The organism is Streptomyces sp. NPDC088157, assembly GCF_044741545.1.
Classification (GTDB): domain Bacteria; phylum Actinomycetota; class Actinomycetes; order Streptomycetales; family Streptomycetaceae; genus Streptomyces.
In genome coordinates this window covers 105,917-128,156 of sequence record NZ_JBIUSU010000007.1, presented here as the reverse complement: position 1 = coordinate 128,156, position 22,240 = coordinate 105,917, and the positions used below count along the sequence as shown (strand labels likewise).

Below are 22,240 nucleotides of genomic sequence, written 5' to 3'. Positions count from 1 at the left end.
GGAAGGGAAGGGGCGGCGGGGGCGAGGACCGCGGCGGAAGCCACGTCCACCCCGGGGGTTGTCCACAGCCCCCGGCGAACGTCACCGCCCCGACGTACTCTGGACACCCCCGGCCCGTGAGACGCGTCGGGCCCTTCGCGTTGCCCACCCCGGACCCCGGTACGCCGCACCCCGGACGCACCCCGGCCCCTCGGACGGAAAGCCCAAGCCCTCCATGAGTCTGCACGGTCTGCTCGACGCCGTCGTCAAGGACACCGCCCTCGCGGAAGCGATCCCCGCGGCCGCCGACGGCAACCGCATGCACATCGATCTGGTCGGCCCCCCGGCGGCCCGCCCCTTCGCCATCGCGGCCCTCGCCCGGGAGACCGCCCGCACGGTCCTCGCTGTGACGGCCACCGGCCGCGAGGCCGAGGACCTCGCCGCCGCGCTGCGCTCGCTGCTCCCGCCGGACGGCGTGGTGGAGTACCCCTCCTGGGAGACGCTCCCGCACGAGCGGCTCAGCCCGCGCAGCGACACCGTCGGCCGTCGCCTCGCCGTGCTGCGCCGACTGGCCCACCCGCGCCCCGACGACCCGGAGACCGGCCCGGTGTCGGTAGTCGTGGCACCGGTCCGCTCAGTGCTCCAACCGCAGGTCAAGGGCCTCGGCGACTTGGAACCGGTGGCCCTGCGGACCGGCCGGACGGCCGACCTGAACGAGATCGTCGAAGCCCTCGCCGCAGCCGCCTACGCGCGCGTGGAGCTCGTCGAGAGGCGTGGCGAGTTCGCCGTACGGGGCGGCATCCTGGACGTGTTCCCGCCCACCGAGGAACACCCCCTGCGCGTCGAGTTCTGGGGCGACGACGTGGAGGAGATCCGCTACTTCAAGGTCGCCGACCAGCGTTCCCTGGAGGTGGCCGAGCACGGCCTGTGGGCCCCGCCCTGCCGCGAACTCCTCCTCACCGACGACGTACGCGCACGCGCGCGCGCCCTCGCCGAGCAGCACCCCGAGCTCGGCGAACTGCTCGGCAAGATCGCCGAGGGGATCGCGGTCGAGGGCATGGAGTCCCTGGCCCCGGTGCTGGTCGACGACATGGAGCTGTTGATCGACGTCCTGCCCAAGGGCGCGATGGCCGTCGTCTGCGATCCGGAGCGGGTACGCACGCGTGCCGCCGACCTCGTGGCGACGTCCCAGGAGTTCCTCCAGGCGTCGTGGGCGGCCACCGCAGGCGGCGGGGAGGCGCCCATCGACGTCGGCGCGGCCTCCCTGTGGTCCATCGCGGACGTCCGTGACCACGCGCGCGAGCTGGACATGATGTGGTGGTCGGTGTCGCCGTTCGCGGCCGACGAGGAACTGGACGCCGGCACGCTGAAACTCGGCATGCACGCCCCCGAGACCTACCGGGGCGACACCGCGAAGGCGCTGGCCGACACCAAGGGCTGGCTGGCCGACGGCTGGCGCGTCGCCTTCGTCACCGAGGCGCACGGCCCGGCGGCCCGCACGGTCGAGGTGCTCGGCGGCGAGGGCGTCGCGGCCCGCCTGGACGCCGACCTGAGCGAGCTCAGCCCCTCCGTCGTCCACGTCTCCTGCGGCTCGATCGACTACGGCTTCGTCGACCCGGCGCTCCGCCTGGCCGTCCTCACGGAGACCGACCTGTCCGGCCAGAAGGCGGCCGGCAAGGACGGCGCCCGGATGCCCGCGCGCCGCCGGAAGACCATCGACCCGCTCACCCTGGAGGCGGGCGACTACATCGTCCACGAGCAGCACGGCGTGGGCCGCTACATCGAGATGGTGCAGCGCACGGTCCAGGGCGCCACGCGCGAGTACCTGGTGGTGGAGTACGCCCCCGCCAAGCGCGGACAGCCCGGCGACCGCCTCTACATCCCCACCGACCAACTGGAGCAGATCACCAAGTACGTCGGCGGCGAGGCCCCCACGCTGCACCGGCTCGGCGGAGCCGACTGGACGAAGACCAAGGCGCGCGCGAAGAAGGCGGTCAAGGAGATCGCCGCCGACCTGATCAAGCTGTACAGCGCCCGGATGGCGGCCCCCGGGCACGCCTTCGGCACGGACACCCCCTGGCAGCGCGAACTGGAGGACGCCTTCCCCTACGCGGAGACGCCCGACCAGCTCACCACCATCGCCGAGGTCAAGGACGACATGGAGAAGACGGTCCCGATGGACCGCCTGATCTGCGGCGACGTCGGCTACGGCAAGACGGAGATCGCCGTCCGGGCCGCCTTCAAGGCCGTCCAGGACGGCAAGCAGGTCGCCGTGCTCGTGCCCACGACCCTCCTCGTGCAGCAGCACTTCGGCACGTTCAGCGAGCGGTACGCGCAATTCCCGGTGAACGTCAGGGCGCTGTCCCGCTTCCAGACGGACACGGAGGCGAAGGCCACGCTGGAGGGGCTGCGCGAGGGCGCGGTGGACATCGTCATCGGCACCCACCGGCTGTTCTCCTCCGAGACGAAGTTCAAGGACCTGGGCCTGGTCGTCGTCGACGAGGAGCAGCGCTTCGGCGTCGAGCACAAGGAGCAGCTGAAGAAGCTCCGCGCGAACGTCGACGTCCTGACGATGTCGGCGACCCCGATCCCCAGGACCCTGGAGATGGCGGTGACGGGCATCCGTGAGATGTCGACGATCACCACGCCCCCGGAGGAGCGCCACCCGGTGCTCACCTTCGTCGGCCCCTACGAGCAGAAGCAGATCGGCGCCGCCATCCGCCGCGAACTGCTGCGCGAGGGCCAGGTCTTCTACATCCACAACCGGGTCGAGTCGATCGACCGCGCGGCGGCGAAACTGCGCGAGATCGTGCCCGAGGCGCGCATCGCAACCGCCCACGGCCAGATGTCGGAGACGGCGCTGGAGCAGGTCGTCGTCGACTTCTGGGAGAAGAAGTTCGACGTGCTCGTCTCGACGACGATCGTCGAGTCCGGCATCGACATCTCCAACGCGAACACGCTGATCGTGGAGCGGGGAGACACCTTCGGCCTGTCCCAGCTGCACCAGCTGCGCGGCCGGGTGGGCCGGGGCAGGGAACGCGGCTACGCCTACTTCCTCTACCCCCCGGAGAAGCCCCTCACCGAGACCGCCCACGAGCGGCTCGCCACCATCGCCCAGCACACCGAGATGGGCGCGGGCATGTACGTGGCCATGAAGGACCTGGAGATCCGGGGCGCCGGAAACCTGCTCGGCGGCGAACAGTCCGGCCACATCGCGGGCGTGGGCTTCGACCTGTACGTCCGTATGGTCGGCGAGGCCGTCGCGGACTACCGGCGCCAGCTGGAGTCCGGCGGGATCGAGGAGGAGCCGCCGCTCGAGGTCAAGATCGAGCTGCCCGTCGACGCGCACGTCCCGCACGACTACGCGCCCGGCGAGCGGCTGCGCCTCCAGGCCTACCGGGCCATCGCCTCCGCCAACTCGGAGGAGGACGTCAAGGCCGTCCGCGAGGAACTCGTCGACCGCTACGGCAAGTTGCCCGAACCGGTGGAGAACCTGCTGCTGGTGGCGGGGCTGCGGATGCTGGCACGCGCGTGTGACGTCGGCGAGATCGTGCTCCAGGGCCCCAACATCCGCTTCGCGCCGGTGGAGTTGCGCGAGTCGCAGGAGCTGCGCCTGAAGCGGCTGTACCCCGGGTCCGTCATCAAGCCGGCCGCGCACCAGATCCTCGTACCCCGCCCGAAGACCGCGAAGGTCGGCGGCAAGCCGCTGGTCGGGCGGGAACTGCTGGGCTGGGTGGGCGAGTTCCTGGCGACGATCCTGGGGTCGTAGCCGGGTTGGCCGTCCGGGGGCCTGCGGCCATGCGCGGGTCCTCGGGCGGCGTATGCCCTCGGGGCAGTTCCGTACCGGCGCCGGCCGACGTGGCCGCAGTTGCCTACGGGCGACGGCCGCCCTGGCCGCGGTTGCTTACGGCCGACGGCCGACGGCCGACGTGGCCGCAGTTGCGCACGGGCGACGGCCTCACGACCTGGCCCGCAGCGCCGTATCGGAGACGGCCGCCGGCCGCCTCGGCGAGCAGGGCGAAGCCGTCCGCGGCGGGCTCGCTCTTCCGCGGACGGTCTCATGTGCCGGGTGGTGTCGGTGGCTCGCCCCGTGACTCTCCGGGGGTCGGGCTGCGGCCGAACCAGATGCCGAATCCGGGGGTCGGGCTGCGGCCGAATCCGATGCCGAATTCGCGGCCGGGGTGAGCCGAGGGGCGGCTATGGCTGTTCGGGCGGCCGGTCCTCGTCCATGCCCATCCGCTCGTGCATCTTCTGCTGTGCGGAGTCGACCTGGGACTCGTACTTGTTGCCCGTCTTCTCGTTCGCCTTGCGCTCCGCGACGTCGGACATGTCCCTGGCCTTGTCCTGTGCCGCCTTGTTGCTCTTGAACCTGTCGAAGATGCCCATCCAGAGCTCCTTCCGGGGATGACTCTCCACCGACGATATTCCCGTGATGTGCGAAATGCCCACTTGAGTCGGTTGTGGTCTGGACCTCCCGGTCGCTCCCGAACGCCCCCTCGCTACGGTGTGTGCCAGTCCCCGTCAGGGGAAACCGCCCTGTGCGGGGTGGGCAGCGGCCAGGCGAGGGGAGGGGCGCGTGAGGCGTCCGAGGGGTGGGGCGGCGGTCGCCGTCGTGCTGATGTGTGCCGTGACGGTGGCGGGCTGCAAGGAGCAGACCACCGGCTCGGGTTCCGACGCGGGTTCCGGCGGGGCGGGGGCGACGGCGGGCGGTGGAGCGGGGAGTGGCGGAGCGGCGCTCGCGGCGGCCGAGTCGCTGAGCGTGAAGGGGCGGGCCCCCAAGACCGGTTACGACCGGGAGAAGTTCGGCTCCGCGTGGGCGGACACGGACTCCAACTCCTGTGACACCCGGGACGACATCCTCAAGCGCGATCTTGAGGAGGTGAAGTTCACCGGCGGCGTCTGCAAGGTGTCCTACGGGGTGCTGGAGTCGGACCCGTACTCCGGGAAGGACGTGACGTACCGGCGTGGCAGCAGCAAGGTCGACATCGACCACGTCGTCGCCCTGTCCGACGCCTGGCAGAAGGGCGCCAAGTACTGGGACGCGGGCAAGCGGATAGCTCTCGCCAACGATCCGCTGAACCTGCTGGCCGTCGACGCGAGCACCAACCGTTCCAAGGGGGACGGCGACACGGCGACCTGGCTGCCGCCCAACAAGGCCTACCGGTGCACGTACGTCGCGGCACAGGTCGCCGTGAAGAAGAAGTACGAACTGTGGGTCACCGCGGCGGAGAAGTCCGCGATGGAGAAGGTGCTCGAGACCTGCCCCGACCAGAAACTCCCCACCGGGGGCAACCCCACGAAGGCGCCGGGGCGATTCCACGCGGGGTAAAGGAGGGGCGGGGGCGGGGGCTCCTCGCCTACCGTGACCCCATGGAACTGAAGGTGTCCAGCCTCGCCGACCGTCCCGACATGCTCGGCCCGGTCCAGGACATGCCCGACACCTGGCCGGAGTTCGCCGCACAGGACCTGGTGGGCAACGCGCACTACGGCCGGATCCCCGTCGAGTTCCCGGAGCATGTTCTGTTCGCGCAGGACGAGCGGGGGCAGGTCGTCGCCCATGCCTACAGCGTGCCGTTCGCCCTGCACGCCGACGGCCGTGGCGTGTTGCCCGCGCGGGGCTGGGACCAGGTGCTCGTCTGGGCCTTCGCCGACCGGCGCGGCGGGGTGCGGCCGGACACGGTGAGCGCGATCTCGATCGTGGTCGCCCCGCACGCCCAGGGCCTCGGCCTGTCAGGGCGGATGCTCGCGGCGATGCGGGACGGCGCCCGGGCGATGGACTTCGCCGAGGTCGTGGCCCCGGTCCGGCCGAACGCCAAGCATCTCGAACCGCGCACCCCCATCGAGGAGTACACGTACCGGGTGCGGAAGGACGGGCTGCCGTACGACCCGTGGCTGCGGGTGCACGTCCGGGCGGGTGCGAGCATCGAGGGGGTCGCGCCGGCGTCGATGACGATGGCGGGCTCACTGGCGGAGTGGCGCCGCTGGACCGGGCTGCCCTTCGACACCCGGGGCGACATCGAGGTGCCCGGTGCGCTGGTACCGGTGAGGTGCGAGCCGGAGCGGGACCACGCGGTGTACGTCGAGCCCAACGTGTGGATGCGGCACTCTCTCTGACGGGGCCCGGGCATCGTCTCACCGCCGTGACCCGGGTGACCGCATGGAGCGCGGTGAGCGCCGTGATCGAGATGTTCCGTCCATGACATCACCCGAAGTGTGAAGTCCCGGTCCGGTTCGACCGATGTGTTCGCAAAGATCCACACCGGCCCTTAACGGATGTGCGGCGGCAAATCGGTCGGATTCAAAAACGGCTGGTCAAGGCGGCTACAAGAACTCACCGGGAAACTTTTCACGGGTGATTCACAGCAGGCAGGATCGGCGGGCTTCTGTGTCGCTTTCCGATTCGTTGGAGTCCTGCCGTGCTGCCTCCCCGGCCGCTGAGCCGTCGCCCGCGCCGTGCGTCCCGCGCCGGCCGTACGTCCCGCCTGCGCGGCACGCTCCGACGTCGCCCTGTCAGACGGTCGAGCGGGGCGTTCCGTTCCCGCGGAACCCTGCGCGGACTCGCCGCGCTCCTGCTGACCGCGCTCGCGCTCATGCTGACGACCGACCAGGCCGTGGCGGAGGGACTGGAATTCGGCAGCGTCGATCTGCCGAGCATGAGCCTGGCCTCCCTCGCCTCCTGGTTCACGGACCCGCAGTGGGGCAAGCTGCCGCACCAGCAGTCCGGCACCGCCGCCGGTCACCGGCACCAGGTCGACGCCGACGCCACCACCGCCCACCGCGGCGCGGGCCACGCCCCCGGCAAGGGCAAGGGCGAACTCCCCGCCTACCAGGCGCACAAGCCGGCCACGCAGGCAGGCCGCAGCGCCGGCGGCGCCGGCTTCGACGCTAAGACCAGCAAGCGCAGCGCCACCCAGTCCACGCGCACCGAGACCGTCTTCGACAACGCCGACGGATCCATCACCCGCCGGATGTCCCCGAACCCTGTCAACTATCAGGTCGGCAAGGGTAGATGGGCGCCCATCGACGTGGATGTGCGGGCCGGGCCGGACGGGCGCTGGTACGAGGCGGCCAACTCCGTCGACGTCGACTTCGCCGCCCGGGCCACCGACCCCGCGCTGACCTCCCTCGCGACCGACACGAAGCACCGCGTCGCCTACGGCCTGAAGGGCGCCGCCCCGGTCAAGGGCACCGCCGACGGCTCGACCGTCACGTACGACCAGGTTCTCCCCGGCACCGATCTGAAGCTTGCGCCGACCGCCACCGGCGTGAAGGAGTCCGTCGTCCTCGACTCCGCCGACGCGGTCAACACCTGGACCTTCCCCCTCACCCTCCAGGGCCTCACCCCGGTCCGGAGCACCGCCAACGGCTGGATCGATTTGCGGGACTCCTCCGGCAGGACCGTCGAGAGCATCCCCCCTTCGTACGCCTACGACTCCAAGGTGGACCCGCGCTCCGGCGACCCGGCCACCACCCACGCCGTCACCACGGAACTCGTCAGGAACGGTGACGGCTACGCGCTCGAGATCACCCTCGACAGCGCCTGGCTGCACAGCGCCGACCGCGTCTTCCCCGTCACCGTCGACCCCACCGTCACGGACGGCTGGACCACCACGTACGCCGAGTCCGGTACAGGCAACAACATCGACCACTCCTACGAGCAGACCATCAAGGTCGGCTCCTACGACTCCGGCGCCCACGCCGCCAACAGCTTCGTCAACCACTGGGACACCGCCTGGGACGGCAGCGGCGCCACGGTCACCGCCGCGAGCCTGCACCTGTTCGACACCTGGGCCTCCACCTGCACGGCGGAACGTTTCGACGTCGCGCTCGTCACCGGCGCCTGGACCCCCGAGGGTGTCACCAGCTACCCGGGCCCGGCCATGGGCGCCTCGATCGGCAGCGCGACCCCGACCGTCCCCAACGCCTGCGCCAACACGAACGCCGACCGGACCGTGGGCGACTCGGTGACCGTCCCGCTGTCCACCTCCGCGATCCAGGGCTGGCTCAGCGGCACCACCGCCGACCACGGTCTCGCCGTCTACGCCTCCACCTCGGACGCGCTGCACTGGAAGCAGTTCGGTTCGTTCAACGACCCGGGCAAGGGCCCGTACATCACGGTCACCTACACCGGCAACACCGCCCCGCAGCTCTACGAGCAGTTCCCGGCGGACAACGCGGTCGTCGGCACCACCACACCGGAGTTCACGGCGTGGGCGGGCGGCGCCAACTCCACCTCCGGCAGCACCAACAAGTACCTCTTCCAGGTCTTCGACGCCGCCGGCACCAAGGTCGCCGACTCGGGCCTGGTCGCGACGGGTGACTGGACGGTCCCGGCCGGCAAGCTCGCCTGGGGGAAGAACTACAGCTGGACCGTCCAGGCGTACGACGCGACCACGGCGCTCTACTCGCCCGCCGACCCCTACGAGATATCCATCCAGGTCCCGCAGACCGTCATCACCTCGGGGCTCTCGCAGAACAGCAGCGACCACGGCTTCGACGCGTCCATCGGCAACTACACCACCTCCGACACCGACGCCTCCATCTCCACCGTCGGCCCGTCCCTCGACGTCGACCGCGACTACAACTCCCGTGACCCGCGCTGGACGGGCGCGTTCGGCTCGGGCTGGTCGAGCATCTTCGACGCGAGGGCGACCGAGCAGTACACGGCGGCCGGCGCGGTCGCGAGCGTGCAGGTCACCTACCCCGACGGCTCCCAGGCGGGCTACGGCAGGAACAGCGACGGCACCTTCACCCCGGGCAACGGACGGTTCGCCTCCTTCAAGACGGTCACCGGCGGCTACACGCTCACCGACAAGGACGACACGCTCTACACCTTCACCCAGTCCCTGGGCTCCGGCGCCTACGGACTGACCTCGGTGACGGACGCCAACGGCCGGGCGCTGAACCTCACCTGGACCGGCACCCCCGCCCACATCACCAAGATGACCTCGGCGGTCTCCGGCCGCACGCTGAGCCTCACCTGGTCCACCCCGCCCGGCGCGCTCGCCGCGCACGTGACGACCGTGGTCACCGACCCGGCCACGGCCGGGGACTCGGCCACGGTCCAGACCTGGACGTACGGCTACACCGGTGACCAGCTCACCAAGGTCTGCACGCCGCTGTCGACCACCAAGTGCACGGTCTACGGCTACACCACCGGCTCCGGCTACCAGAACGCGGCGCTCGACCTCGACCCGCACACCTTCTGGCCGCTGTCGGAGACCTCCGGCACCAGCGCCAAGGACGCCGTCCTCGCCAACGAGGGTACGACGAACGCGACGTACGAGAACGTCACCGTCGGCCAGAGCGGCGGTCCGCTGACCGGCTCCTCGTCCAAGGTGGCCACGTTCAACGGGACGACCTCCGACGTCTCCCTGCCGAAGAACCTCGGCAACGACACCGTCTCCGGCGCGCTCTCGCTCTGGTTCAAGACGTCCGCCGGGCCCGGTGTCCTCTACTCCTACGCCTCCCAGCCCATCGGCTCCGGGCAGGCGGCGGGCTTCTACACGCCGTCGATCTACGTCGGCAGCGACGGCAAACTGAACGCCGAGTTCTGGTACAGCGGCGGCATCAACCCGATCGTGTCGGCCGCGTCCGTCGCCGACGGCAAGTGGCACCACGTCGTGCTGTCCGCGGCCGGCAACTCCCAGAGCCTGTACCTGGACAGCGCCAAGGTCGGCTCGCGCACCGGCACCGTCTCCATCAAGAGCGCGACCGCCTTCGGCAAGAACCAGTCCTTCAACTACCTCGGCACCGGCTTCCTCGGCGGCGACTGGCCCGACCACCCGTCGTACACCGACGACGCCGGCCATGCCACGTACTTCAACGGCTCCATCGCGGACGTGGGCTGGTACAGCCGCCCGCTCGTTGCCGCGGACGTGAGCGCGCTCTACACGTACGGCACGCACAGCGAGTCCCTGCTGACCTCGGTCAAGCGGCCCTCCGGCAAGACGTACGCGGCCATGACGTACGACATCAACTCCACCGTGCTCACGCAGATGACGGACGAGAACGGCGGGACCTGGGCGCTGGGCACCCCCACCGTCTCCGGATCGAGCGACACCTACCGGGGCGCGGTCCTCGGCGGGGCGCCGAGCGAGTACTTCCGGCTCGGCGAGGCGGCGGGCGCGGCCACGGCCGTGGACCAGGTGCGGGGCGGGAACGCCACGTACAGCGCCGTCACCCTCGGCGCCGCGGGCCCGTTCACCGACCAGAAGGCCGCGACCTTCGACGGGTCCACCTCCTCGCTGACCCTGCCCAGCGGTTCGCTGCCCGGCTCGGGCGCGGAGTCGACGAGCATGTGGTTCAAGACGACCACGGCCAACGGTGTGCTGCTCGGCGCGAGCAAGGACCCGCTGAGCGCGGGCACCACCGCCACCAGCTACACACCCGTCCTCTACGTCGGCACCAGCGGCAAGCTGCACGGCGAGTTCTACTTCTCCGGCGGCTCCACCAAGCCGCTCGTCTCGGCCGCCGCCGTCACCGACGGCAAGTGGCACCAGGCCGTCCTCTCCACCGGCGCCACCAGCCAGTCCCTCTACCTCGACGGCGTTCTCGTCGGCACCCAGACCGGCACCGCCGCGATGACCGGACAGCCGTACACCTACGTCGGCGCGGGCTTCAACGGCGGCAACTGGCCGGACGAGGCCCACACCAGCTCCACCTCCAACACCGGGTACGCGACCTACTTCAAGGGCTCCATGGCCGAGGTCGCCCTCTTCCGCTCGCAGCTCTCCGCCGCGGACGTGGCCCAGAGTTACGAGGCCGCGAAGAACTCCACCGGCCTGCTCCCGGTCGAGACGGTGTCCGTCACCTCCCCGACCACCGCGACGCTGAAGTACACATACGACGTCACCAACGGCAACCGCGCTCTCACCGAGATCGACGGCCTCGGCAACAAGACCAGCTTCGGCTACGACTCGGCCGGTTTCGAGCACACCGTGACCGACCCGAACGGCGCGATGACCATCACCGGTCACGACGTGCGCGGCAACGTGGTGTCGTCCACGTCCTGCCAGGACCAGGCCGCCAACAAGTGCAACACCGAGTACTACGCCTACTACCCCGACGACACGACGGAGCAGCTGACCACCGCCGACCCGCGCAACGACCAGCTCCTGACCGAGCGCGACGGCCGCTCGGCGTCGGCCACCGACAACACGTACCTCACCTCGTACACCTACGACACGGCCGGCAACCAGACCGCGATCACCGGTCCGGCCGTCCCCGGCTTCCCGGGCGGGCGCTTTACGACCACCGTCTACAGCGACGGCACCAGCACCTACCCGTCCGCCGACGGCGGCGTGGTCCCCAAGGGACTGCCGGTGCGGACCGTCTCACCGGGCGGCGCCGTCAACCAGGTGTCGTACCTCAAGAACGGTGACGTGGCCGCCACGACGGACGCCGCCGGGCTCGTCACCTCGTACACCTTCGACGGTCTCGGCCAGGTCCTCACCGAGAAGGTCGTCTCCGACGCCTACCCGGCCGGCCTGGTGACGTCGTACGAGTACGACACCGCGGGCCAGGTGCTCGAGGAGCATGACCCGCAGCTCACCGACCGGGTCACCGGCGCCACCCACGCCGCCGTCACCACCTCCGTGTACGACGACGACGGCGACGTCACCTCGCAGACGGTCGCCGACGGCAGGGGCGGTGACCACTCCCGCGCCCAGGACTGGACCTACGACGCCTACGACCGGGTCCTGACCGAGTCCGACGCCAACGCGGCCGAGGGCGCGGGCAACGGCAACACGACGACGTACACGTACGACACGTCCGGCAACAAGACCAAGGAGGTGACGACCGCCGGCACCGAGACCCGGTACACGTACAACGACAACGGCGACCTGCTCACCCAGGGCCTGATGTACACGGGCGACCCGGTGAACCCGCAGCCGGCGGCGCTCCTCACCGAGTCCTCGCGGGCCTACGACCCCGCCGGACGGCTCGCCTCCATCACCGACGCGATGGGCAACACCACCGCGTACACCTACACCGACGACGGTCTGACCTCGACGGTGAAGCGGACCAGCGCCGACGGCAACAGCACCTACACGCTGGAGTCGGACGTCTACGACGCGGCCGGCGACCTCACCCAGTCGACCACCGACAACGGCGAGACGGTCACCAAGTACACCGTCGACGCGGCCTCCCGGACCACGTCCACCGAGCTGGACCCGAGCGGTGTGGACCGGGTGACGACGGTGTCGTACACCCCGGACGACCAGGTCGCCTCCGAGAACGACCACGACTCCTCCGGCTACGACCGCACCACCACCAACAGCTACGACGACATGGGTAACCTGCTCGCCGAGACGCTGTACGGGGACGCCTCCGGCCACCCGGCGGGCTGGTGGAGGCTGAACCAGACGTCCGGCCGCTCGGTGACGGACTCCTCCGGCACCGGCAACACGGCCACCGCCGGCCCGGGGGTCACCTGGGCGGACGACGCGGCCAGGTTCGCGGGCACGACGACCGGTACGGGTGACGTCGTCGCCACCAACAGCCCGGTCCTGGACACCACCGCCTCCTACACGGTCTCCGCGTGGGTGAACCTCGCCGACGCCTCCACCTTCCGGACCTTCGTCGCCCAGGGCGGCACCAACCGGGCCTCCTTCTACCTCCAGTACAACAAGACCGCCAACGCCTTCCGCTTTCACGCGGCCAACGCGGACGTGGCCTCCCCGTCCGCGTACTACGACGCCCAGGCCACCACGGCCGCCCCGCTCAACACCTGGACCCACCTGGTCGGCGTCTTCGACGCGAGCAACGGCGCCATGAAGCTGTACGTCAACGGCGCACAGGCGGGCTCCGCGACCGACACCTCGCCGTGGACCGGCACCGGGCCGCTGTCCGTCGGCGGCACGAAGACGGCGGACAGCACGACGTCCGACGTCGTCAACGGCGAGGTCGGGGACGTACAGGTCTACCAGCGGGCGCTCTCCGCGACCGACGTGACCTCCCTCTACGGCAAGGGCCGCAGCGGCGGCACGGTCGGCTCGTCCGACGCCCAGACCACCAAGTACACCTACGACCAGCGCGGCCTGCCGACGTCCATGACGGACGCCGAGCAGCACACCACGGACTACGCCTACGACGAGGCCGGCAACCTCGCGGTCACCACCGCGCCGGCCGTCCAGGCGGAGCCCGACGGCATCACCGCGTCCACCGTCCGCCCGGTCACGACCAGCGGCTTCAACACCTTCGGCGAGGCCGTCGAGGAGCAGGACCCCGACGGCCTGGTCACGACGACCGTCTACGACGCCGAGGGCAACAAGGTCTCCGAGACGCTCCCCTCGTACACCCCGGCCGGCGCGTCGAGCCCGAACGCGGGCACGACCGTGTGGACCTACGACAGCGACGGCAACCAGACGTCGGTCACCTCGCCCGGCGGGAAGACCTCCTCCTACCTCTACGACCAGCTCGGCGACATCGCCCAGGTCACGGACCCCGACGGCACCACCACGCACGCCGTCTACGACGCCGACGGCGACCAGCTCTCCGCGACCGACGGCACCGGCGCCCAGGCGCAGGCCACATACGACTACCTGGGCCGCCAGGTCACCTCGACGACGATGGAGCGCCGCCCGTCGACGAGGACCCTGACGAGCACCACGTCCTACGCGGTCACCACCGGCAACCCCTACGGGGCGCACGCCTCCTCGACCACCTCGCCGGGCGGGGTGACGTCGTCCTTTGGCTACAACCGGGCCGGTGACGTCACCTCGGCCACCGATGGGGCGGGCAACACCACCCGCTACACCTACGACTTCGAGGGCAACCAGCAGAAGACGATCCTCCCCGACAACACCTGGACCCAGACCGACTACAACGCCGCCGGCGACCCGACGACCACGCGCGCGTACGACGCGAACAGCGTCCAGCTCTGGTCGACCTCGCAGCAGTACGACGGCGTCGGCAACATGACCGCCGCCACCGACGCACGCCAGCACACCAGCCACTTCACCTACGACGCGGCCGGGACGGTCACCCAGGAGATCCAGCCGGTCGACGCCTCGACGTCGATCACCACGACCTTCGGCTACGACGCGGCCGGCAACCGCACCCGCTTCACCGACGGCCGCGGCAACTCCTGGCGCTACGCGTACACCCCGTGGGGCCAACAGGAGAAGGTCACCGAACCGACCACGGCCCAGTACGGCTCGGCCGCCGACTCGACGACGACGTTCGCCTACGACGCCGACGGGCAGCTGACGAACGCCACCCTCCCGGGCGGCACGACGACGTCGATGACGTACGACAACGTGGGCCAACTGAAGTCGATGTCCGGCACGGGCGCCGACGCGGCGACCGCGAAGCGCAGCTTCACCTACGACGCCGACGGCCGCGTCCTGTCGGCCGACACCGACGAGGCCGGGATCGCCGGCGCTGTCGACCACCAGGACGCCACGCACGACGCGTTCACCTACGACGACCGCGGCGACCTGCTGACGACGTCGGGTTCGGCGGGCACGTCGAGCTTCGCCTACAACGACGACGCGAACGTCACCTCCCGCACCGACGCCGCCGGCACGACGACGTACGGCTACGACACGGCGGGCCGCCTGGCCTCCCTGAACGACCCGGCCACGGGCAACCAGCTGACGTACACCTACGACCAGCTGAACGACCTGAAGACCGTCAAGTACGGCTCGACGGGCCAGACCCGCACCTTCAGCTACAACAGCGCGCACCAGCTGACCAACGACGTTCTCGTCCAGGGCGCCTCGACGATGGCGAGCTTCGCCTACGGCTACGACGAGAACGGCAACCTGACGTCGAAGACGACGACAGGCGTCTCGGGCGCGTCGTCGAACACCTACGGCTACGACTGGGCCAACCGCCTGACCTCGTGGAACAACGGCACGAACACCACCTCGTACGCCTACGACGCGGCGGGCAACCGCATCCGCAACGGCGCCGACGTCTACACCTACGACGAGCGCGACGAACTCACCTCGGACGGCACGCACACCTACTCCTACTCGGCGCGCGGCACGATGAGCCAGGAGTCGTCGACGGCAGGCGGCACGGTCGCGTACAGGACGGACGCGTTCGGCGGGCAGATCGTCGCGGGCGAGCAGTCCTACACGCTGGACGCGACGGGCCGCAACATCACGGACCGCGTCACCTCGACGGGGGCGACGCGCACCTTCGCCTACTCGGGCGCGGGCAACACGATCGCCTCCGACGGCGACGACACCTACACCTACGACCCGGGCGGCGGCCTCGTGGGCGTCAAGGACACCGGCGGTTCTGCGGTCCTGGCCCTCACCGACCAGCACAACGACGTGGTCGGCTCCTTCACCTCGGGTGCGACGACCCTGACCGGCTCGGCGTCGTACGACCCGCTGGGCAAGGTGGTCTCCCCGACGGACACCGTCGTCGGTCACCTCGGCTTCCAGTCGGGCTGGACCGAACCCGGCACGGGTGACGTGGGGACGGCGTCCCGCTGGTACGACCCGGACACGGGCGTGTTCCTCAACAAGGACAGCGTGTCGCTGAACCCGGTCCCGAACTCGGTGTCGGCGAACCCGTTCGCGTACGTCGACGACAATCCGATGGCGGGCACGGACGAGTCGGGCAACTGCTCGATGTGGGACCTCGTCTGCGGCGCGAAGAAGGCCGTCCACAAGGTCAGCCACGCGGTGAAGCACGCGGCGCACAAGGTCTACCACGCGGTCAAGCACGTGGCCCGCAAGGTCGTCCACGCGGTGAAGCACGCGGCGCACAAGGTGGTCCACCACGTGCGGGACGTGTACCACGCGACGGTGCGGGTGGTGCGGCGCGTCTACCACTACACGGCACGGAAGGTGAAACGCGCGGTCCACCGGGTGGTCCACGCGGTCCATACCGCCTATCACAAGGCGTCGAAGGTGGTGCACCGCGTCGTCCACACCGTCAAGAAGGCGGCGAAGAAGGTCACGCACGCGGTGAAGAAGGCGGCGCACGCGGTCGCCTCCGCGTCGAGGACGGCGTACCACGCCACGGTGAAGGCGGCGAAGGCCACCGCGACCTACGCGAAGCACCACGCGGCGGCGATCACCTCGTTCGTGGTCTCGACGGCGGTCTTCGCGGGGTGCGAGGCGTTGACGGCCGGTGTCGGTTCGATCGGCTGCGCGGCCGTGGCGGGCGCGGTGGGCTCCCTGGTGGAGCAGGGCTTCGCGTGCGCGCAGAACGGCGGCGACGACTGCGACGCGGGCGCCTTCGCGGGCGCGGCGGTGACGGGCGCGATAGCCGGCGCGCTGGGCGGCGCCCTGGGCAAGATCGGCGGCAAGCTCCTCGCCAAGGCGGCCCCGAAGGCGATGAAGGTCGTCGGCGGCCTCTTCGGCAAGGGCGCGACGGAGGCCGAGGAGACAGCGGCGACGGACGCGACGGAGGCGGCGGCTTCGCGGGCGGACTCGGAGGGGGCGGGGTCACGGTCGCAGTCGCATTCGGACGAGCCCGGCGGGGCGGCCGGAGAGGAGCCGACCGGCTGCCCGATCCCGCACAGCTTCACGGGTTCGACCCGGGTGCTGATGGCCGACGGCACGACGAAGGCGATCGACCGGGTGAAGGCCGGCGACAAGATCGCCAACTCGGTGCCGGGAACGACAGGTACGCAGACCCACAAGGTCACCGCTGTCATCGTGACGCACACGGACCACGACTTCGTGGACGTGACGGTGAAGGCCACGGCGGGGCAGACGGCTGAGAAGTCGGGTGTGAAGGCCGGGGTGAAGGCGGTCGCCAAGAAGGCGGCGCGCAAGGCGGCGTTCGGCCTGGCGGCGTCCGCAGCGGTACTGGGCGCGCTGTCGGCCGGTCACGGCCACAGTGACAGCCAGGCGCCGACGACCCAACCGGTGGCAGCGGTCAGCGCGGCATCTGCGGCGACTGCGCAGGACGCGCACCTCCAGACGACCTTCCACCACCCCTTCTACGACGAGACCCGATCCGCCTTCGTCGACGCCAAGGACCTCAACCCCGGCGACGTCCTCCAGACACCGACCGGCACGGCCGAGGTCACGGGCGTCCGGCTGTACCACGCGGATACGACGACGTACGACCTCACCATTGGTGACCTCCACACGTACTACGTGGAGGCCGGTGCCACTCCGGTCCTCGTGCACAACGCCAACGCGGTCGCGAAGTGCGGTACTGCGCCGCCCGGTCACGCATATCGAGGGGCTGCGAGGCATAAGGATCTCAAGGACCCCTTGACCAAAAGGAATGTGCCCGGTACCGAGATCAACCACATGCCCGCCAACCAGGCCTCTCCGCTTGGGTTGAGTACAGGCCCGTCGATTCAAATGGATGAGATGGACCATGTGGCGACCTCTAGCTGGGGGCGAGGGCCGGGGCCCGAAACCTGGCGGGCAGATCAGAAGGACCTGATCGCTAATGGCAGGATTGATGAGGCGATGCAGATGGACATCGATGACGTCGTTGCAAGATTCCCCGGCAAATACAACAACGCAATCGGTGAGATGATCGATGACCTGCCGAATAATCCGGCCTTCCAGGCGCTACGGGGCGTGAAGACGGGTGTGCACGTTCAGCTGACACTGTTCTGACCGGGCACGAGGCGGATGCATCCTTGGGTGGAACGGTAGGTTGTGTGCGGTGAAGTCACCGCTTCGGACCCGGGAGCCCCAAGTCCGAGGCTCCCGGGGAGCGGGCCCGAGGGGCGTGCCCGCTCGTGCGGCACCCAGGTGCGCGCGAACTGTCCAAAAATTCTGACAGGGAGTGAGTGAGCCATGAGTCAGGTGGTTCCGTGGAGTGGGTTGGATTCTGCTCGTTTCGGGGAGAAAAGGGAGGTGCTGCGAGAGCGACTCGGAGTACACGCTTCTTTCGTCCGCGTCCCGGGCAGTCCGCCTATCGATCACTACATCGAAGCGGGGCTGCTGCTCACCTTCGATGCGTCGGACAGGCTGGTGTTTATCGAGGCGACCGGCAGAGCAGACCTCACGTTTTCGAATGTTCGCCTTTTGCGGCGCCCTTTCGGTGAGGTTGTGGATGATCTCTCGAGAAACGGAGTAAACGTCGAGATTGATGATTCTGGAGGCGTCCTAGAAGGAACCGGTATTGCTCTCTACACGCCAGCGCCGGATGAGCCCGAACTCGAAGTTGAAGGGGTCTCGATCTTCAGCTCGGGTCGCCCTGATTCTGAGGATGTAACGATTTCTGTGGAGTCTGCGGATCCACGACACTCTGCTGGTGATATCGATGGTGAGACCCTGTTTTAATCCGGTTCGTGCGATCGGTCCTTGGCACCTCTGCCCGCCCGGGGGGCGTGGACCGCGCCGAGGTGGACGAGATCTCGGGTCGCTTGTACACCTTGGCGGAGCAGGACCCGGTGATCGGGACTGCTTCGCTGGTGGCGGCCTTGTCACTGCTCTTCGACTGCGCGGCCACAGACTTCGACGCGGACTCGGTCCTGGAGATTCTGTCCGCCTGCTACGAGGCTGTACTTCACACCGAAGGCCTCTCGCAGGAGGTGCTCGAATCCGACACGGACAACGACAACTGTTCCCGGTTCATCGATTTCCAATGGGCAGTTATCACGCGGTCCGCCTGATGCACCAGGGACTCCGCGCAGGGTGGCGTACTGCGGGGACGTGGCAGAGCGTCGCTTGAAGAACGCTTGCTGCACTCGCGCTGCGGAACGCGTCGTGTTCGCGGTCAGGCCGGGGATTCGTGGCCCGCCCTGGTTTGGGTTCGCTGGGGAACCAGGGAATGGCAGGTGCCTGGAGTGAGGGCCGCTCGTCTGCTGAAGCCGCCACGGCCGCTCCGTGGGCGGGCGCGGCAGGGAGCGGGTCGTGGACGTCGGGCACCCGGGGCATCCCGCCGCAGGGCGCTCGGCGTTCGGCGGCCGTCCCTACCTCCCGTACGGATAACCCTGTTGGTACGACTGGCCCTGCGGGGGCATGAGCGTGCCGTAGGCCGGCTGGGGGGTCGGGAGCCTCTTGTCGAACATCGCGAACAGGAGCAGGCCCGTCGCCGTCAGCAGGCTCACCATGATGGCGATGCCGAGGAACGGGTCCCCGTCGCCCTCGGCCGTGATCACCGCCCATGGCAGGGTCACGCACTCGTACAGCGCGAACGAGGCGAAGGCCACCCAGTCCGAGGAGTGTCCGCGGCGGATCGCCACGTAGAGGAAGGGGACCCAGACCAGCAGGCCCAGCGAACCCCACACCAGAAATCCCCAGGCGAGCCGCTGGATCCAGCCGCCCGGCAGCCGTCTCTCCGCGCCCGCCGCCGCCGTCGACGTCGTCGGCATCGTCATGTCGCCCCCCAAGTCACCAGGGGCTAAGGGTAGGACACGGACGGGCCGCTCCAGGGCGTCGCTTCTTTACTGTGACATGAGCGAATCTTGTGGCTATGGGGGACCTGTGTTTCCCGATCGGTGGGACGCCGCGGGTTACGGTGCGATCCGTCCGGTGCGGACGTCGGGTCGACACCGTATCGTCGCATCGGATCAGGGGACTTCGGCCTGACACAGGCATATGCGGCGACAGCGCCGTACGCAGAGACGAACGATGGGGTGGGGATGGCCGAGCACCGGCAGTCCAGGAAGCGCAGATACATCACGTGGGGCGTGGCCGGCGCGGCCGTCCTCGCGGGGGCCGGGATAGCGGCACAGACCTCGATGGCGGCCACCACCTGGCCCGCCCAGAAGACGTACACCGGGCGTGCCTTCGACGCCTGCACCGCGCCGTCGCTGGCCGCGATGAAGGCATGGAAGACCGACGGGTACTACGGCGGCGCGGCCGTCTACGTCGGTGGCAAGAACCGTGGCTGCGCGCAGCCCAACCTGACCGCCTCCTGGGTGAAGTCGGTCAACACCGTCGGCTGGAAGCTGATCCCGCTCTACGTCGGCGCCCAGCCGCCCTGCCAGACCGGCTCCAGCCCCGAGAAGATCACCGCCGCCACGGCCACCTCGCTCGGCGCGACGGACGGCGCGGACGCGGTCGCCAAGGCCTCGGCGCTCGGCATGAAGGCCGGCAGTCCGATCTACCTCGACATGGAGGCGTACGACATCACCAACAAGGCGTGCAACGACGCCGTGTTGGCATACGTGCGCTCCTTCACCAAGACCCTGCGCGCCAAGATCTACCGGGCCGGCTACTACGGCTTCAGCAGCTCCAGCGCCAAGGCCATCGCCACCGCGACGAACAAGACGGACCTGCCGGGCAACCTCTGGTACGCCCTGTGGGACAAGAAGGACACCACGACCACCGACTGGCCGTGGGGCGCCACCCAGTTCACCAACCACAGCCGCGGCCACCAGTACCAGGTCAACAGCAAGGAGACCCGCGGCGGCTACACGATCACCGTGGACCGCGACACGTGGGACGCCCCGGTCGCCATCGTCGGCTGATCCGGATCACACGAGCAGCGACGCGCGCGACGCGCGAGGGAGGGGCGGGACATGAGGGTCGTCTTCGCGGGGGCGGTGGCCGGCGCCGTGCTGCGCACGCCCGTAGCCCGGGTGGGCTTCACGGTGCTGCCCGTCCTCAGCCTGGGGCTGCTGTGCCCCCTCCCGTCCCTCGTCCTCGCCCTGCGCCGACGCTCCCGGGCCGACTGGTCGGCCTTCGTCGCCTTCAGCGCGGTGCTGGCGGCCTGGCTCACCGAGCTCGCTCTGACCCCGGTCGACACCCACGGCGCGCTGTTCGCGCTCGACGTGCTGCTGATCGCCCTGTCGACGGGCGGCGCCGCCACGCACGCGTGGCGCGCCTGGCCGCAGCGACCGACCGGGACATGAAGGTTGCAGGGAGTGCGGGAGCAGGCACAGGGGCGTAGAGGAGCAGGGGAGGGGTGGCGGTGAGCAAGCAGGTCAGGCAGGTGTCCCGGACGCGGGCGGCCCGGGCAGAGCAGAGGCCGGACGGGACGCGCGCGGGGCGGGCGTTCCGTTTCGGGCGCGCGGCCGTCCTGTGGCTGCGCGCGCTGCGCGGGCGCACCCTCGCCCTCGTGGCCGGCGCGCTCGTGGCGGCGGCGGCCCTCAGCGTGGCCGCCGTCCTCCTCTTCTCCCACGACGACCGTCCCCCCGTTCCCGACACCCGCGCCCGCGCCTACACCGACGTCGACGCCTGCCTCCTCACCGATGACAAGGGCATCACCGCCGACACCACCGCGGCCACCGTCTGGCAGGGCATGCAGGACGCGTCCCTGAAGACGCACGCGCGCGTGAGCTACGCGCCGGTGACCGGCGAACAGAGCACCGGCAACGCGCGCCCGTTCCTCAACGGGCTCCTCCAGCGCTCCTGCGACGTCGTCCTGGCCGTCGGGAAACCCGAGGTCAGTGCGGTGGAAGGGACGGCGCCGGCGTACAAGAAGGTCGACTTCGTCCTCGTGGGCGGCGACCCGCACGCGACCGTGAACGTGCGCACGGTCGCCGCGGGTGACGCTCTGCGCGCGGACATCGCGGACGCCGTCGAGGACGCGGTGGACGCGCGGGGCTGAGCCCTCGCACCGACGAGCGGACGAGGAGCGGGCGCGGCGGTGCCCGAAGTCCTGGTGAATCGTTGGTCGAATGGGTTGGCCCCAGCCGCCCCACTGCCTAACATCGATCACCGCAAGACTTTGTGCACCGTCGCACAATCTCCTCGGGAGGTTTCCTTGCACCGCCGTCGTCGCACCGCGCTCCTGCTGTCCGCCGCGATCGTGGCGGCCCCTCTCCTCGCCGCCTGCGGGAACGACGCGCATCCGGGCGCGGCGGCCGTCGTCGGAGATCAGCGGATCACCGTCGCACAGCTGGAGAGCCGGGTGAAGGAGGTGCGCACGGCCCAGCGTGCCGCGGTCACCGACGACGCCCAGTACAAGCAGGCCGTCGCCCAGACCGGCAGCCTCGCCCGCGACACCCTGCACGGCATGGTGCTCGACAAGGTGCTGCACCGCGCCGCCGAGGACGCGGGCATCACCGTCAGCCGCCGTGAGGTCCAGGAGATGCGGGCCGGCCTGGAGCAGCAGGCGGGCGGCGCGAAGGGCCTGGAGACGGCGTGGCTCCAGCAGTACGGCATCCCGCCGCAGCGCCTCGACGAGAACCTGCACCTCCAGCTGGAGGCCCAGAAACTCGCCGCCGAGCTCGGCACGAACACCAGTCAGCCCGCCTTCTGGAACGCCCTGTCCAAGGCGTCCAAGGCGCTCGACGTCGACCTCAACCCGCGCTACGGGAACTGGGACGCGCAGAAGGTCGCCCGCGTCGACGCGAAGACGCCCTGGGTACGGGAGATCTCGGCGGCGGGGACGCAGCAGACGACGTGACCGTGATGTGATCATATGA

12 protein-coding genes are annotated in these 22,240 nt (G+C 70.0%); 10 read left to right on the top strand and 2 right to left on the bottom strand.

Going from position 1 to position 22,240, the window contains the following annotated elements:
- Positions 1 to 214 precede the first annotated feature (214 nt).
- The gene (mfd, locus tag ACIPFH_RS27480; RefSeq protein WP_401830418.1) at positions 215 to 3,748 is read left to right on the top strand and encodes a transcription-repair coupling factor; all 3,534 of its coding nucleotides are present in this window, start codon (positions 215 to 217) and stop codon (positions 3,746 to 3,748) included.
- A 428-nt stretch (positions 3,749 to 4,176) separates the two neighbouring features.
- On the opposite strand, the gene ACIPFH_RS27475 is transcribed toward mfd, so the two are convergent.
- Entirely contained in the window at positions 4,177 to 4,365 is a 189-nt protein-coding gene (locus tag ACIPFH_RS27475) for an antitoxin (protein ID WP_401830417.1), read from the bottom strand.
- A 190-nt stretch (positions 4,366 to 4,555) separates the two neighbouring features.
- Here ACIPFH_RS27475 and ACIPFH_RS27470 point away from each other — a divergent pair, with 190 nt between their 5' ends.
- The 5 genes from ACIPFH_RS27470 to ACIPFH_RS27450 all read left to right on the top strand — a co-directional run bounded on the left by ACIPFH_RS27470 (position 4,556) and on the right by ACIPFH_RS27450 (position 18,535).
- Positions 4,556 to 5,308 carry an HNH endonuclease family protein gene (locus tag ACIPFH_RS27470; protein WP_401830415.1) on the top strand — a complete coding sequence of 251 codons (753 nt, stop codon included), beginning with the start codon at positions 4,556 to 4,558 and terminating at the stop codon, positions 5,306 to 5,308.
- Positions 5,309 to 5,349: 41 nt separating this feature from the next.
- Positions 5,350 to 6,093, top strand: coding sequence for an N-acetyltransferase (locus tag ACIPFH_RS27465; RefSeq protein WP_401830414.1), 744 nt, complete (start codon positions 5,350 to 5,352; stop codon positions 6,091 to 6,093).
- A 476-nt stretch (positions 6,094 to 6,569) separates the two neighbouring features.
- The gene (locus ACIPFH_RS27460) at positions 6,570 to 17,531 is read left to right on the top strand and encodes a LamG-like jellyroll fold domain-containing protein (protein WP_401830411.1); all 10,962 of its coding nucleotides are present in this window, start codon (positions 6,570 to 6,572) and stop codon (positions 17,529 to 17,531) included.
- Between the two features lie 183 nt (positions 17,532 to 17,714).
- On the top strand, positions 17,715 to 18,203 hold the full coding sequence (locus ACIPFH_RS27455) for a hypothetical protein (RefSeq protein ID WP_401830409.1): 489 nt from the start codon (positions 17,715 to 17,717) through the stop codon (positions 18,201 to 18,203).
- Between the two features lie 47 nt (positions 18,204 to 18,250).
- The gene (locus ACIPFH_RS27450) at positions 18,251 to 18,535 is read left to right on the top strand and encodes a hypothetical protein (RefSeq protein WP_401830406.1); all 285 of its coding nucleotides are present in this window, start codon (positions 18,251 to 18,253) and stop codon (positions 18,533 to 18,535) included.
- Between the two features lie 300 nt (positions 18,536 to 18,835).
- Here the strand turns inward: ACIPFH_RS27450 and ACIPFH_RS27445 are convergent, their stop codons facing one another.
- On the bottom strand, positions 18,836 to 19,243 hold the full coding sequence (locus ACIPFH_RS27445) for a hypothetical protein (protein WP_401830405.1): 408 nt from the start codon (positions 19,241 to 19,243) through the stop codon (positions 18,836 to 18,838).
- Between the two features lie 264 nt (positions 19,244 to 19,507).
- Between ACIPFH_RS27445 and ACIPFH_RS27440 the strand changes: the two genes are divergently transcribed.
- The 4 genes from ACIPFH_RS27440 (at position 19,508) to ACIPFH_RS27425 (ending at position 22,221) form a co-directional block, all read left to right on the top strand.
- Positions 19,508 to 20,338 (top strand): glycoside hydrolase domain-containing protein, encoded by an 831-nt coding sequence (locus ACIPFH_RS27440; protein WP_401830403.1) that lies wholly within the window; start codon positions 19,508 to 19,510, stop codon positions 20,336 to 20,338.
- A 51-nt stretch (positions 20,339 to 20,389) separates the two neighbouring features.
- Positions 20,390 to 20,722 carry a hypothetical protein gene (locus ACIPFH_RS27435; protein ID WP_401830402.1) on the top strand — a complete coding sequence of 111 codons (333 nt, stop codon included), beginning with the start codon at positions 20,390 to 20,392 and terminating at the stop codon, positions 20,720 to 20,722.
- Positions 20,723 to 20,781: 59 nt separating this feature from the next.
- Complete coding sequence (locus tag ACIPFH_RS27430; protein ID WP_401830400.1) at positions 20,782 to 21,420, top strand: hypothetical protein; 639 nt, start codon at positions 20,782 to 20,784, stop codon at positions 21,418 to 21,420.
- A gap of 156 nt (positions 21,421 to 21,576) precedes the next feature.
- The gene (locus ACIPFH_RS27425; protein ID WP_356260604.1) at positions 21,577 to 22,221 is read left to right on the top strand and encodes a SurA N-terminal domain-containing protein; all 645 of its coding nucleotides are present in this window, start codon (positions 21,577 to 21,579) and stop codon (positions 22,219 to 22,221) included.
- Positions 22,222 to 22,240 lie beyond the last annotated feature (19 nt).